The following is a 13,843-nucleotide window of genomic DNA, read 5'->3' as shown; positions in this document are numbered from 1 at the left end:
AGCAAGTCATGCGCCGGTTGCCGGGGTGAGGAGGATCGTGTCCCGCGTCGCAGCCTCCACGGCTCCCGGCGAGTAGGGCATCGGGACGTGCTCTTGGCGGGACCAGACCTCCGCAAGGTCGCGGTAATGCGGGCTGCGCGGGTCGCCCGATTGGCCGGGAACGTTGACGAAGACCGAGCGGTCCCAGGCGCCGACATCCACCACCATGCGGAACGACGCCCCGTTCGTGATGCGGAACGTGTCGGTCCGGTACTCGGCATGCATCGGGCTTGCCCCGGCCCCGCCGAGGGCAAACGGGCCGACATCCCAGCCGCCACCGGCCCCGAGGGGCGAGAGGGGATGGGTAAACAGGGCCCGGTGTATCCGCCCCCATGTCCAGGCGTCCGGATCGTCGCCCATCTTATCCCGGCAAGTCGCCCATGCCGCCGCGAGGGTATCGGCCAAAAGTTCGTCGCGCCGCCCGGGTGCGAGGCGGCTTTCCAGCCCCTGAATCAGGCTTTCGGCGTCGCCGGGCGGGATCAGGCGCCGGATGGCCGGATCAGGGACCAGCGCCGCGATCAGGGCCGGGCGCAGGTGGCGGACCCAGAGCACCTCCACCAGGGCGGCGGCGGCACTGCCGGCGGCGAGGGTGCCGTCGAAACCCCGGAGCATGTCCTGCGCGGCGCGGATCTCCGCCCGGTCCCCCGCTGGCATGGCGCAGGCGATGCTGGCGATCCGTAGGGCCGGCTCGGAGAAGGCGTCCGCCTGCAGGGCCTGCGAATCGGCGATGCCGTGCGCCTCCTGGCCGCCGAGCACGGAGCGGATGCGGTTCGCCCGCCACGGCTCGTGCCATTCGAATCCGAGCTTCCGCTCCCCGGCCGGGTAGCCGGGGGGCAGGTTCATCTCGTTGGCGGTGGCAAGCCAGCCCTCGACAGGGTCGATGGCGCGGGGAAGGGCGGCGGCATTGTGGAAACCATCCCAATCGAACCGCCCGTCCCCCGGCACGGGGAGCAGGCCGTCATGGGCCGGGCGCCGGGGCGCCTTGCCGGCCATGAACCACGCGATCCGACCGTCACAATCGGCGTAGAGTTGGTTCACGGAGGGCGCCGACCAGTGGCGAAGGGCGTCCCCGAAGGCCTCCGGGGTGGTCGCTCCGAGATAAGCGAGGCTGCCGAGATAGGCAGCCGCCCCCGGTGCGGACCACACTGTGGCGAGGGCGAAGGCCCGGGTTGCATCCTCCGCGATGACCGGCCCCTGGCGGGTGAAGGCCAGGGTGACAGGCTCGGCGGCCTCGCCCCGGACGGGGATGGTGTCGGCGATGCGGAGGATGCGCTCCCAACCCTCGTCCCGGCGCACGAGGTCCGGGTCGTCGGGATGCTTCTCGCAGACGAAAAGGTCCTCCTGATCCATCGGCGCGATGGTCAGGCTGAAGGCGGCATGGCCGTTATGGCCGATGGAAATGCCGGGCAGGGCGGGCTCCCCGGCGCCGATCACGTCGAGGCCGGGCGCGGTCAGATGCACGGCGTAGCGCAGGGACGGGTTCAGGTAGACCCGGTGCGGATCGCTCGCGAGGATCGGCCGCTCGGTATCGGTGCGTCTAGGCCCGACGACCCAGTTGTTCGAGCCCTCAGCGGGCTCGGGCGGCACCGGAGCCCCCGTCCGGCACACGGCGCCGTAAGCGTCCACCTTGCACCAAGCCCAGGCCTCGGCACGGGTCGCCGCCATCCGCTCCGGCGTGAAGGTCACCTGCGCGGTGGCGAGGCGGAACACGTCGAGCAGATCGTCGGGCCAGTCGGCGGCGTCGAGCCCCTCCGGCACGACGACGTCGTGGGGCGGGCTCAGGCGCTTGCGCAGGTCGTCCGTGGCGAGGCCCCCGCCCCGGGCGAGCACCTTCGCCCGGGCCACCTCGGACAGGACGTTGCGCACCAACCCGTGGCTGCGGATCCGCACCACGTCCTCCGGTGCCCAGAGGGCGGGCGCAGTACCCGTCACGGCGAATTCCGGCGGGAGCAGATCGGGCCGCTTGGCGGTCAGGCCGATGAAGGCGTTGAGGCCGCCCACGAAGGCGGTGACGATCGCCTTCGTATCCTGCGGTCCGTAGGCCGCCCATTCGGCCGCCATGTCGCCCCGGTAGAGAAACAGGCGCGCGGCCCGGTCCTGGGCGAGGAAGCCCGGGCCGAAATCCGCGGCCAGGAGCCCGAGCCCCCGCTTGCGCCACAGGTCCAGCTGCCAGAGCCGGTCGCGGGCGGCGTTGAAGCCCTGGACGCGGAAGGCGTCGAGGGCGCTCCCCGCGCGGATATGGGCGAGGCCCCAGCGGTCGATGCGGATCTCGGCCGGCCCGGTGAGGCCCGGCAGGGTGAAGCCCGCGCTCACAGCACCACTTCGATCAGAAAAGGCCCCCGCTCGGCGAGCCCGTGCTTCAGGGCATCGGTGAATTGCGCAAGGGTCTCGACCCGGCGCCCGTCGACGCCGAAACCGCGGGCCAGGGAAACCCAGTCGATCGCCGGATTGTCGAGGCTCAGCATCCCGATGGCCTTGGGGCCGGGATTGAGGGCGCCGACATTGGCGAGTTCCCCCCGCAGGATCGCGTAGGCGCGGTTCGACCAGATCACCGTCACGACGTCGAGTCGCTCGCGGGCCTGCGTCCAGAGCGCCTGCACCGTGTAGAGGCCGCTGCCATCCGCCTGCAGATTGATCACCTTGCGGTCGGGGCAGGCCACGGCGGCCCCCGTCGCCATGGGAATACCGACGCCGATTGAGCCGCCGCTGAGCTGGAGCCAGGTATGCGGCGCGCTGGCCTTGGTGAGGCCGAAGAAGTTGCGGCCCGTGGTCAGCGACTCGTCGCAGATGATAGCCCCCTCCGGGATCAGGGCGCCGATCACCGCCCCGATGGCATCCTGCTCGAGGGCGCCGGAGGTCGGGATCTCCGGCCGCGTGCCGAGGTCGGGCAGCGCGACCTCAGGGGCGTTCACGGCTTCGGCGAGGCGTTCCAGCGCGTCGATCTGGTCGTCTTCCGGCGTCGCGAGGGTGTGCGTGCGGCAGCCCTCGGGAGCGAGCAGGCTCGGCTTGCCGGGGTAGGCGAAGAAGCCGACAGGCCGGGTCGCGCCCACGAGGATGATGTGCCGGAAGCCCTTCAGGGCCTCGATGGCTTGGTCGATCGGATAGGGCAGACGCTCGATCGGCACTGTGCCCGCGCCCCGGTCGATCCGCGCATTCGACGTCATGGCAAGGAGCTTCGCCCCCGTCTTCCGGGCAATCCGGTCCGCCAGAACACGGCCTTCCCCCCGCACCGCCCGGTCGCCGAGGTGCAGCAGCACCGGCTCGCCGCTCGCCAGGGCATCGGCGGCGGCCGCGACCGCATCGTCTGTGACGCGCGCCCGGTCAGGCACCGGCGGAACGGGGGCGACGCCGGTGCCGGGGTCCCAGGCGGTGTTGGCCGGCAGGATGAGGGTCGCGACCTGCCCCGGCGCCGTGCGGGCGGCGGCGATGGCGTCGGCGCCATCCCGGCCGATGGCCTCCGCACTCATGCCCGTGCGCAGCCACGCCGACATCGGGCGGGCCAACCCCTCGATGTCGGAGGTGAGGGGCGCGTCGTATTCCCGGTGATAGGTGGCGTGTTCGCCGACGATGTTCACCAGGGGCGAGCGCGCCCGCCGGGCGTTGTGCAGGTTGGCGAGCCCGTTGGCGAGGCCGGGGCCGAGATGGAGCAGGGTCGAGGCCGGCTTGTCGGCCATGCGGGCGTAGCCGTCCGCCGCGCCCGTGGCGCCGCCCTCGAACAGGCAGAGCACGCAGCGCATTCCTTCCACCCGGTCGAGGGCGGCCACGAAATGCATCTCGGACGTGCCGGGATTGGTGAAGCAGACCTCGACACCCCCCGCCACCAGGGTGCGTACCAGACTTTCGGCGCCATTCATCGGCGCAGCCGCCGCCTCCGTCGTCGGTTCAGCCACGCCTGTCCTCCCAGAACCCGCGAAATCCACTCATCGTGGCACGGCGGAGCCTGGGCGCAAGGGGCCGCCGATGCAGAACCGCGCCGCTGTTCCCCTCCGCTTCGGCACAGCTCGTGGCGCGGGTCTTGCGGAGCTGACCCAGCCGCGTCAGCCGAAGGCCGATCGGCCCGCGCCATCGATCACCGCGAAGTCGAGGCCCGCTAACAGGGTCGCCCTCGCGCGGCTCACGCGGCTCTTCACGGTGCCGACCTGGCAGCCGATCCGATCCGCGGCCTCCTCGTAGGTGAAGCCCTCCGCACCCACCAACAGCAGCGCCTCGCGTTGCGCGGCGGGCAGGCGATTCAGACGGTCCCGCACGGCGGTTAGGGTGCTGGCATCCTCCTGGTCGGACAGGGCGACGAGGCGCGCGGCATGGGCGCCGTCGGCATCCTCCACCTCGCGCTTGGCCTTGCGCAGATCCGAGTAGAAGAGGTTCCGCAGGATCGTGAAGACCCAGGCGGTGAAGTTGGTGCCGGGGCGAAAACGGTGCTGGTTAGCCCAGGCCCGGGCGAAGGCCTCCTGCACGAGGTCGTCCGCCCGGGTCCCGTCCCCGCAGAGCGAGAGGGCAAAGGTCCGCAGGGCCGGAAGCGCGTTGATGATGTCGCTGCGGAAGTCGAAGGCGGCGGCGGCATCGATCTCCCTGAACAGGGTTTCGAGCCAGCCCACGAGGCCGGACAGCCGATCGGGCACCGGATCGTTTTGCGTCACGGCGAAATAATCGCGCAGGGGCGCAGCCAGATGCCGTCCGACGTCATGGGCCGTGCTCGACCGTTCGCGTTTTAAGGAAAATTCCCCTGGAGTATCGGGCAGTTCGACAGCCATCCGCTCGCCTCCTGTATATTGCATTTTGAAGACTATCGAAGTTTCCTAGGTCGCCTTCGCTGAACCGTTGCTAAACAGGCCCGTCAGCATTTGCCGGATCGTCCCGGTTCCCCGAACCTTGGCCTTCCATTCGCGGGGTGGCCTTAACCGGAGGCAGGGTGCATTCTCCGGCAGAGGGCAGAGGCATGGCGCACGATCACGGGCATTCCGCCCCCCATCATCACGGGGGCGATCACGATCACGGCAGCGATCTCGCGCCCGTCGAGGCGCGTGTCAGGGCGCTGGAATCCCTCCTCGTCGAGAAGGGTTACGTCGATCCCGCAGCCCTCGACGCCCTGGTGGAGATGTACGAGACCAAGGTGGGTCCGCATCTCGGCGCGCGGGTCGTCGCGCGGGCCTGGGTCGATCCGGCCTACCGCGAAAGGCTGCTGGCGGATGCGACGCCGGCCATCGCCGAACTCGGCATCGGCGGCCGCGGCGGCGAGCACATGGTGGTGGTCGAAAACACACCCGAGACGCACAACATGGTCGTGTGCACGCTGTGCTCCTGCTACCCCTGGCCGGTGCTGGGACTGCCGCCGGTCTGGTACAAGGCGCCGGCCTACCGGGCCCGGGCGGTGATCGATCCCCGCGGGGTGCTTGAGGAGTTCGGCGTCGCCCTCCCGGCGACGACGCGCATCGCGGTATGGGATTCCACGGCAGAGACGCGCTTCATGGTGCTGCCCATGCGGCCGGCCGGGACCGAGGGCCTAACCGAGGAGGCCCTGGCCTCCCTCGTCACCCGCGATGCGATGATCGGCACCGGCCTTGCCCTCGCCCCGGGCGGGAAGAGCAAGCCATGAACGGGGCGCAGGATCTCGGTGGAAGCCACGGGTTCGGGCCCGTCCTCCCGGAGGAGAACGAGCCGGTCTTCCATGCCGAGTGGGAGAAACGGGTCTTTGCCCTAGCGATGGCGATGGGCTTCACCGGCACGTGGAACCTCGACGGCAGCCGCGCGGCCCGGGAATCCCTGCCGCCGGCGCAGTACCTCGCGTCGAGTTATTACGCGATCTGGCTCGAGGCCCTGGAGGCGCAGATCCGCGCCCACGGTCTCGCCACACCGGAGGAGATGCGGTCAGGGCGCTCGGTGCAGGCGCCCGCGCCGATCGCCCGGATCCTCACCGCCGACATCCTCGAACCCCGCTTCCGCGCCGGCTTCCCGAGCGACCGTCCCGCCGAGGCGCCGGCCCGCTTCGCCGTGGGAGATGGTGTGATGGCGAAGGTGATGAACCCGGTCGGACATACCCGCCTGCCGCGCTACGTCCGGGGACGGATGGGGACGGTCGAAGCGGTCCATGGGGCCTTCGTCTTCCCCGATAGCAATGCCTACGGCCGGGGCGAGAACCCGGTCTGGCTCTACACCGTCGGCTTCGACGCAGCCGAGATCTGGGGTCCCGACGCGGATTTCGGTGGGCGCATCACCATCGCGGCCTTCGAACCCTATCTCGATCCGGCATGACCGCTCCTGAACCCCAGTCTCCCTTCGCGGCCCCCTGGGAGGCGCAGGTTTTCGCCCTCGTCGTCGCGCTGCAGGAGGCGGGCTTGTTCACGTGGTCCGAATGGGCCGACGCCCTCGGCCGGACGATCCGTCCCGAGGGGGAGGGCGAGCAAGCCGCCGATTACGGATGCTGGCTGCAGACGCTGGAACGCCTCCTCGCCGAGCGGGGCGTCGCCGATGCGGCTCGCCTCGACGCGCTCACCGCAGCATGGCAGCGGGCTGCCCACGCCACGCCCCACGGCCAACCGATTTTGCTCGCGAACGACCCGGCGGGCGCGGCGTAGGGGAAAGATAAGCCGGAGCAAACCCTACCAGCGCAGTTCCGCCAGCGGCACAGGATAGGCATGGGGGCGCGTGGCGAGCATGCCGTCGATGAGCGCCAGGACCTCGGTACGTCCGCAATTGGCGGCCGGCTCGAAGGGCGTCCAAGTTTGGGTGAAGTCGAGTCGCTCGAACACGTCGCGGTAGTGGCGCAGCTCGTTTACCGTCAGAGGCACGCCTCGGACGAAGGCCTTGTGGGCTGAGATGGTCCGCGCCCGGCGAAAATCGTCCGGCTCGAGTTCGAACTTTAAAGCGTCGCCGCAGAGGCAGATCTTGCGCTTGCGATCGAACAGGACGGCATGGCCGTCGAAATGACCCGCCGTGCGGTGCAGTTCGAGGCCGGGGAGGGGTTCCAGGAAATCGTCGTAGGGCCAGCTCACCTGCAGGGCCGCGCTCCACGTGAAGTCCGCCGCGGGCAGGCAGAGTTCCGGATCGAACCGGTCCTGCAACTGCACCAAAGCGCCGTAGGAGTGAGGATGCGAGGCCGACAGGATCCGCATGCCGCCGAGGCGCTCGATCTGATCCAGCGCCGCCTCGCTGAAGACAGGGCACCCCTCGAAGCCCATGTTCCCGTCCTCGGTGCGGATGAGGTAGGCGGAGGGGCCGATGCCAGAGACCGGTTCGTTCCAGAACCGCCAGACCCCCGGTTCCAGCTCCTCCCAGTGGCAGGGGAAGGCGGCCTGCGCCTCGGTGGTGGTGCGGAAGCGCCAGCCGTCCTGCGGCACCACGTGCCGCGCGTCGAGGCACATCGGGCAAGCGGCCGGCGGCTCGAAATGGCGCTGCCAGAACCCACAATTGTCGCAGGTGTAGGCGGGCAGCTTCAGGGCGCCCGCGAAGGGCAGGTATCCGGGCATTGTCTCAGGTCCTCGGCGAATCCGGTGGCAGAAGAACCGGCCCGCTGGTCGCGCCGCCTCACGCGACGGTGAAGGCACCGCCAGAAACTGTCCTCGAAGGCCACGGTTTCCAGGTGCAACCGGTCACATCCTCCACCCCGCGCCGCGACATCTCTGCTTAAAGATCGCGCTCGACGGCTGGGGTGAACCGGGACACACTTCATCGACCGGACGCGGCAGGGCGCCGCCCGGCCGGTGCGACGCCGTCGCAATCCGAGGCGAATGGGGACTATCCCATGCCGACAGCACGTCCGTTCAGGCTCCCGATCGATCCGTGGCCGAGGGCGTCCCTCGGGGAACGCGCCGCCGTCGGGTCCGTGCTGTTCTTGCTGCTCGCCCTGCCGTGCGTCGCCGCGGCCCTCGCCCTGGCGCTCGCGGCGATTCTGGCGCATCACGCTTACCGGTCCTACGATCTCGGCACTGCCCTGCGCGCCTTGATCGACAGGCGCAGACGTCACGGACGGCACGGGTTCCCCCTACCGGGAACCGGCCGCCGCTGAACCGGATGCGTCCCGGATCCCGCCGGATTTGACCTCGGCGCTCTGCCTGGGTCAGTCATGGCGCGAGGCCGGAGACCGACATGTTCCGTTCGTTGATGACCGCACGGCGTTTCGCGCCGCTGTTCTGGTGCCAGTTCTTCTCGGCCTTCAACGACAATTTCCTCAAGAATGCGTTGGCCTTCCTGATCCTGTTCGGCCTCGGCGGCGGGGCGGGGGCGGGCGATGGGGACCATGCGGGCGTGCTCGTCACCCTCGCGAGTGCGGTGTTCATCGGGCCGTTCTTCATCCTGTCGGGCCTCGGCGGCCAGTGGGCTGACCGCTACGACAAGGCGCTGATGGCCCGCCGGCTGAAATTTGCGGAGATCTTCGCCGCAGGCTGCGCCGTCGTCGGCTTCCTGCTCCACTCGGTCCCGGTCCTGTTCGTGGCGCTCGGCCTGTTCGGGACGATCGCGGCCCTGTTCGGCCCGATCAAGTACGGCATCCTGCCCGACCATCTCCGGCGGGAAGAACTCCCAGCCGGGAACGCGCTGGTCGAGGCGGCGACCTTCCTGGCGATCCTCCTAGGGACCATCGCGGCGGGCACGGCCTCCGCCATGGGCGGTTCGGGCGCGCTGTTCGGCGCCCTCGTCATGGCCTTCGCGGTGTTGTGCTGGCTCTCGGCCCGGATGATTCCCGCGACCGGGGAGGGCGCCCCGGACCTTCACGTCGATCCCAACATCGCCCGCTCCACGGTCTCGCTCCTGCGCGACCTGTGGGTCGATACCCGGCTTTGGCGGGGGTCGCTGATCGTCAGCTGGTTCTGGCTCGTGGGGGTCGTCGTCCTGTCCCTTCTGCCGGTGCTGGTGCGCCAGTCCTTCAACGGCACCGAGACCGTCATCACCCTTCTGCTGGCGACCTTTTCCATCGGGATCGCCCTCGGATCGGGCCTCGCGTCCTGGCTCGCCAGCGGACGGATCGTGCTGCTGCCGACCCCCGTCGGCGCCGTGCTGATGGCCCTCTTCGGGTTCGACCTCGCCTGGACCGTGGGGCACCTGCCGCCGCCTCCCGCCGAGGCGATTGGACCGCTGGCCTTCCTCGATACCGGCCACGGCCTGCGCACGGTCATCGATTTCCTCGGCCTCGCCGTGGCGGGGGGGCTCTACATCGTGCCGTCCTTCGCGGCGGTGCAGGCCTGGGCCGAGAAGGCGATGCGCGCCCGCATCATCGGCGCGGTCAACGTCATCACCGCCGCCTTCATGGTCGGCGGGACCCTCGCCCTCGCGGCCCTGCAGGCGGCGGGGTTGTCGATCGCCAGTCTCCTGGCGGTGGTCGCGGTCCTCAATCTCGTCGTCGGCGGCGTCGTGCTGGCGACCTTGCCGACGAGCCCGTTCCGGGACGCCCTGTCGATCCTGTTCCGGGCCTTCTACCGCCTGGAGGTCCACGGCCTCGACAACATTGAGAAGGCCGGACCCAACTGCATCGTGGCGCTCAACCACGTCTCGTTCCTCGATGCGCCGCTGGCCCTGTCGCTACTGGACCAGGAGCCGGTCTTCGCCGTCGACAGCGGCATCGCCCGACGCTGGTGGGTGCGCCCCTTCCTGAGCATGACCCGGGCGATGCCCCTCGACCCGACCAAACCGCTGGGCACGAGGACCCTCATCAACGCGGTGAAAGCGGGGGAGACGCTGATCATCTTCCCCGAAGGACGGCTCACCGTCACGGGCAGCCTGATGAAGGTGTACGACGGGGCCGGCCTCATCGCCGACAAGACCGGCGCGATGGTGGTGCCCGTGAAGATCGACGGGCTCGAGCAGACGATCTTCTCCCGCCTGTCCCAGCGGCAGGTGCGCCGACGCTGGTGGCCGAAGGTCACAGTCACCGTCATGCCACCTCTGCGACTTACCGTCGATCCTGCGCTCAAGGGCAAAGCCCGGCGGCTGGCGGCAGGTGCGGAGTTGTACGACGCGATGTCCGAGTTGCTGTTCCGCACGGCGGAGATCGACCGCGGGCTCATGGCGGCGCTGATCGAAGCCGGCGAGCATCATGGCTGGCGCCGCAACGCCCTGGAGGATCCGGTCACGGGCCGGCTGACCTATGGGCGCCTCGTGATGGGCGCCAACATCCTGGGCCGCAAGCTGATGCCCCTCGCCCCTGAGGGCGGCCGCATCGGCGTGATGCTCCCCAACGCCAACGGTACGGCGGTGACCTTCTTCGCCCTCGCCTCGGCAGGCCGGGTGCCGGCCATGATCAATTTCTCGGCTGGGGCGAAGAACGTGCTCTCGGCCTGCGCCACGGCGGAGGTCGATACGGTGCTCACATCGCGGGCCTTCATCGAAAAGGGGCGTCTCGGCCCCCTCGCCGAGGTGATGGCGGGCAAGGTGAAGCTCGTCTACCTCGAGGACATTCGCGCATCGGTCACCACGACGGACAAGATCCGGGGCTTCCTGAGCCCGCGAAAGCCCCTCGTCCCGCGCCGGGGGGAGGATCCGGCGGCGGTGCTGTTCACCTCCGGCAGCGAGGGCACGCCCAAGGGCGTTGTGCTGGCTAACCGGTGCATGCTCGCCAACGTCGCGCAGGTGGCCGCACGGATCGATTTCGGGCCGATGGACAAGGTGTTCAACGTCCTGCCGGTGTTCCACGCCTTCGGGCTCACGGCGGCGCTCGTCCTGCCCCTCGTCTCCGGTGTCCCGGTCTACATGTATCCCTCGCCGCTCCATTACCGGATCGTGCCGGAGCTGATCTACGGGACGAACAGCACCGTGCTGTTCGGGACGGACACCTTTTTGAAGGGCTACGCCCGGGCCGCGCATGCCTACGACCTGCGCTCGCTGCGCTACGTCGTCGCCGGCGCGGAGGCGATCAAGGACGACACCCGCCGGACATGGCTGGAGAAGTTCGGCCTGCGTATCCTCGAGGGCTACGGCGTCACCGAATGCGGCCCGGTGGTGGCCCTCAATACGCCGATGTTCAACCGCTTCGGCACGGTGGGCCGGATCCTGCCCGGCATCGAGACCCGCCTCGATCCGGTGCCGGGCATCGACGAGGGGGGCCGCCTGTGGGTGCGTGGCCCCAACATCATGCTGGGCTACCTGAAGGCCGAACGGCCGGGGGTCCTGGAGCCGCCGCCGGAGGGCTGGCACGACACCGGGGACATCGTGACCATCGACGAGACCGGGTTCGTGACCATCAAGGGCCGGGCCAAGCGCTTCGCCAAGGTGGCGGGCGAAATGGTCTCCCTCGCCGCGGTGGAGGCCCTGGCCGCGGAACTGTGGCCCGACCGGCCGAGCGCGGTGGCCGCGCTGCCCGATCCGCGCAAGGGCGAGCGGCTCGTGCTGTTCACCCAGGCGAAGGAGGCCACGCGCGCCGCGTTCCAGACCTTCGCGAAGGGGAAGGGCGCGTCCGACGTATCGATCCCCGCCGACGTCGTCGTGCTCGACGCGCTTCCGATGCTGGGGGCGGGGAAGGTCGATCTCGTGGCCGTCGCCAAGCTCGCGCAGGAGCGGGCCGGCGCCGAAGCCGCCTAAGCATCTGGCTGGACAGGGAGTATCTCCTCTCCCCGAAGGCGTGGAGAGGGGGGAACGCACGTTTCCCGACGAGGTCCGCTCGCTACTAGCAGAGCGCGGTTGAACGACCCCGCCGGACAGGGCATCCTCGCACCGTGACCATGCCGCGGCGATCCCGCCCGGCGGGCGGGAGATCAGGGATGCGGGGCGGGGGGTCTCGTCTTCTCCTGCAAGTCTGCGCGGTACTCCCGCTGGTCTGTCTCCTGGCGCTCTGGACCTACGCGCAGTCCCTGCCGCCCCTCGACCTGACGGCGGCGCGGGCGCGCTCGGCGGTCATCCTCGACAGGTCGGGGGCGTTGCTGCGCCCCTTCGCCACCACGGATGGCCGCTGGCGCCTGCCGGTGACGGCGGATGCGGTGGACCCACGCTACCTCGCCATGCTCCGCGCCTTCGAGGACCGCCGGTTCGCGCACCATATCGGCATCGACCCCCTCGCCGTCCTGAGGGCGGCCGCCCAGGGGCTCGGACGGGGCCGTATCGTGTCCGGCGGCTCCACCCTGTCGATGCAGGTCGCCCGCCTCGTGGAGCCCCGGGCCAAACGCTCGGTGGAGGCCAAGCTCCGGCAAGCCGTGCGGGCTGTCGAACTCGAACGCCGGCTCGGCAAGGCTCAGGTCCTCGAGCTCTACCTCGCCCTGGCTCCCTTCGGCGGCTCCCTCGAAGGCATCCGGGCGGCGAGCCTCGCGTATTTCGGCCGCGAGCCGGCGAGGCTGACGGCGGGGCAGGCCGCCCTTCTCGTGGCGCTGCCGCAATCCCCCGAGACCCGCCGGCCCGACCGCTTCCCCGAACGGGCCCGGGCCGCGCGGGACCGGGTGATCGACATCGCCCACCGGAATGGGCTTCTCGGCGATGGCGAGGCGGCCTCGGCGAAGGCGGAGCCGGTTCCCACGATCCGGCTTTCATTCCCGATGGTGGCCGCCCATGCGGCCGAAGAGGCCCTCGCCGCCAACCCGACCGCACCAATCATCGGCCTCACCCTCGACGGGCGGCTGCAGGCGAGCCTGGAAGCCCTCGCGGCCGAACGGGCCGTGGCCGCCGGACCGGCCCTCTCGGCGGCGATCGTGGTCCTCGACAACCGCGATGGCCGGGTCATCGCCCGGGTCGGCAGCGCCGGCTATCTCGATGCAAGCCGCCGTGGCGCCATCGACATGTCCCGCGCCATCCGCTCACCGGGCTCGGCCCTGAAGCCCTTCGTCTACGCGATGGCGTTCGATGGGGGGATCGCCCATCCCGAAACCCTGATCGAGGACCGGCCCTCGCGCTTCTCAGCGAGTTATGCACCGGAGAATTTCGATCTGACGTTTCAGGGAACGGTCACGGCCAGGCGCGCCCTGCAGCAGTCCCTGAATGTACCCGCCGTGGCGCTGATGGAGGCAGTGGGTCCGGCGCGCTTCGTGGCGCTTCTGCGGAACGCCGGGGCCGACCTTCGCCTGCCACAGGAGGCCGCACCCGGCCTGCCCGTCGCCCTCGGCGGACTCAGCCTCACCCTTACCGACCTCGCCAGGCTCTATGCCGGTCTCGCCAGGGGCGGGGACATGCCGCCGACCGCCTGGGAGACCGGCTCCGGTCCGCCGCCGGGCTCCGGCAGGCCGATCGCCGGAGATGTCGCGGCGTGGTACGTGGCCGATATCCTGCGCGGGACGCCGCCGCCGGATAACGCCCTGCCGGGGCGCATCGCCTACAAGACGGGCACCTCTTACGGTTACCGGGATGCCTGGGCCGTCGGTTTCGACAGGCGCATCACCGTGGCCGTCTGGGTCGGACGCCCCGACGGGGCGGCGGTCATGGGCCTCGTCGGTCGCCTCGTGGCCGCTCCAATCCTGTTCGACGCCTTCGCACGCTACGGTGGCGAACCCATTGCCGACCCCCGTCCGGCGGATGCCCTCCTCGCCGCCAACCCGGACCTGCCGCCACCCCTGCGCCGTCTCGACCGCGGCGGTGCACAGGAGGGCCCGGCAGCCCTGCGGATCGCCTATCCGCCGGACGGGGCACGGGTGGATCTCGGGCTGGCGAACCCGGCGGCCCGCGGTGCCGTATCAGAAGGCGACGGCGTGATCCTCAAGGCATCAGGGGGCGTACCTCCCCTCACGTGGATGATCGACGGGATGCCCGTCGCGCGGACCAGCCGGCGGCAATCCGTCTGGACGCCGGAAGGCGCCGGCTTCGCGCGCATCTCCGTTCTCGACGCCACGGGCGCAAGCGACAGCGTCGCCGTTCGCATCGAGTGACCGGGCGCGGCGAATGCTGCTACCATCGTGAGTGC

10 protein-coding genes are annotated in these 13,843 nt (G+C 70.2%); 6 read left to right on the top strand and 4 right to left on the bottom strand.

Features of this window, described 5'->3' with window-relative positions; genetic code table 11:
* Positions 1-6 precede the first annotated feature (6 nt).
* The 3 genes from MFF22_RS17880 to MFF22_RS17870 form a co-directional block, all read right to left on the bottom strand.
* Positions 7-2,352: a penicillin acylase family protein gene (locus tag MFF22_RS17880; RefSeq protein ID WP_238250433.1), complete on the bottom strand. Its 2,346-nt coding sequence runs from the start codon at positions 2,350-2,352 to the stop codon at positions 7-9.
* Positions 2,349-3,893, bottom strand: a complete 1,545-nt coding sequence (locus MFF22_RS17875) for an acetolactate synthase large subunit (protein ID WP_238250498.1) — start codon at positions 3,891-3,893, stop codon at positions 2,349-2,351. Before MFF22_RS17875 ends, MFF22_RS17880 begins: the two co-directional genes overlap by 4 nt.
* 183 nt (positions 3,894-4,076) lie before the next feature.
* Positions 4,077-4,790, bottom strand: coding sequence for a sigma-70 family RNA polymerase sigma factor (locus MFF22_RS17870; protein WP_238250432.1), 714 nt, complete (start codon positions 4,788-4,790; stop codon positions 4,077-4,079).
* 185 nt (positions 4,791-4,975) lie between these two features.
* Here MFF22_RS17870 and nthA point away from each other — a divergent pair, with 185 nt between their 5' ends.
* From nthA to MFF22_RS17855, 3 genes are read left to right on the top strand one after another with little or no spacing between them, the layout of a single operon-like run.
* Positions 4,976-5,632, top strand: coding sequence for a nitrile hydratase subunit alpha (gene nthA / locus MFF22_RS17865; protein WP_238250431.1), 657 nt, complete (start codon positions 4,976-4,978; stop codon positions 5,630-5,632).
* Positions 5,629-6,288 carry a nitrile hydratase subunit beta gene (gene nthB / locus MFF22_RS17860; RefSeq protein ID WP_238250429.1) on the top strand — a complete coding sequence of 220 codons (660 nt, stop codon included), beginning with the start codon at positions 5,629-5,631 and terminating at the stop codon, positions 6,286-6,288. Before nthA ends, nthB begins: the two co-directional genes overlap by 4 nt.
* On the top strand, positions 6,285-6,611 hold the full coding sequence (locus MFF22_RS17855; protein WP_238250428.1) for a nitrile hydratase accessory protein: 327 nt from the start codon (positions 6,285-6,287) through the stop codon (positions 6,609-6,611). The genes nthB and MFF22_RS17855 overlap by 4 nt, the downstream gene beginning before the upstream one ends.
* A 24-nt stretch (positions 6,612-6,635) precedes the next feature.
* Here the strand turns inward: MFF22_RS17855 and MFF22_RS17850 are convergent, their stop codons facing one another.
* The gene (locus MFF22_RS17850) at positions 6,636-7,502 is read right to left on the bottom strand and encodes an MBL fold metallo-hydrolase (protein ID WP_238250427.1); all 867 of its coding nucleotides are present in this window, start codon (positions 7,500-7,502) and stop codon (positions 6,636-6,638) included.
* 275 nt (positions 7,503-7,777) lie between these two features.
* Here MFF22_RS17850 and MFF22_RS17845 point away from each other — a divergent pair, with 275 nt between their 5' ends.
* From MFF22_RS17845 to pbpC, 3 genes are all read left to right on the top strand, one after another.
* Positions 7,778-8,041: a hypothetical protein gene (locus MFF22_RS17845; protein ID WP_238250425.1), complete on the top strand. Its 264-nt coding sequence runs from the start codon at positions 7,778-7,780 to the stop codon at positions 8,039-8,041.
* 80 nt (positions 8,042-8,121) lie between these two features.
* Positions 8,122-11,544, top strand: coding sequence for an acyl-[ACP]--phospholipid O-acyltransferase (locus tag MFF22_RS17840; protein ID WP_238250422.1), 3,423 nt, complete (start codon positions 8,122-8,124; stop codon positions 11,542-11,544).
* A 179-nt stretch (positions 11,545-11,723) separates the two neighbouring features.
* A complete protein-coding gene (gene pbpC / locus MFF22_RS17835; protein WP_370877599.1) occupies positions 11,724-13,808 on the top strand; it encodes a penicillin-binding protein 1C in 2,085 nt (694 codons plus the stop codon).
* Positions 13,809-13,843 lie beyond the last annotated feature (35 nt).

Origin of the sequence: Methylobacterium persicinum (genome assembly GCF_022179525.1) — a bacterium.
GTDB classification, from domain to species: Bacteria; Pseudomonadota; Alphaproteobacteria; order Rhizobiales; family Beijerinckiaceae; genus Methylobacterium; species Methylobacterium persicinum.
This window is presented reverse-complemented; position numbering and strand designations above follow the sequence as displayed.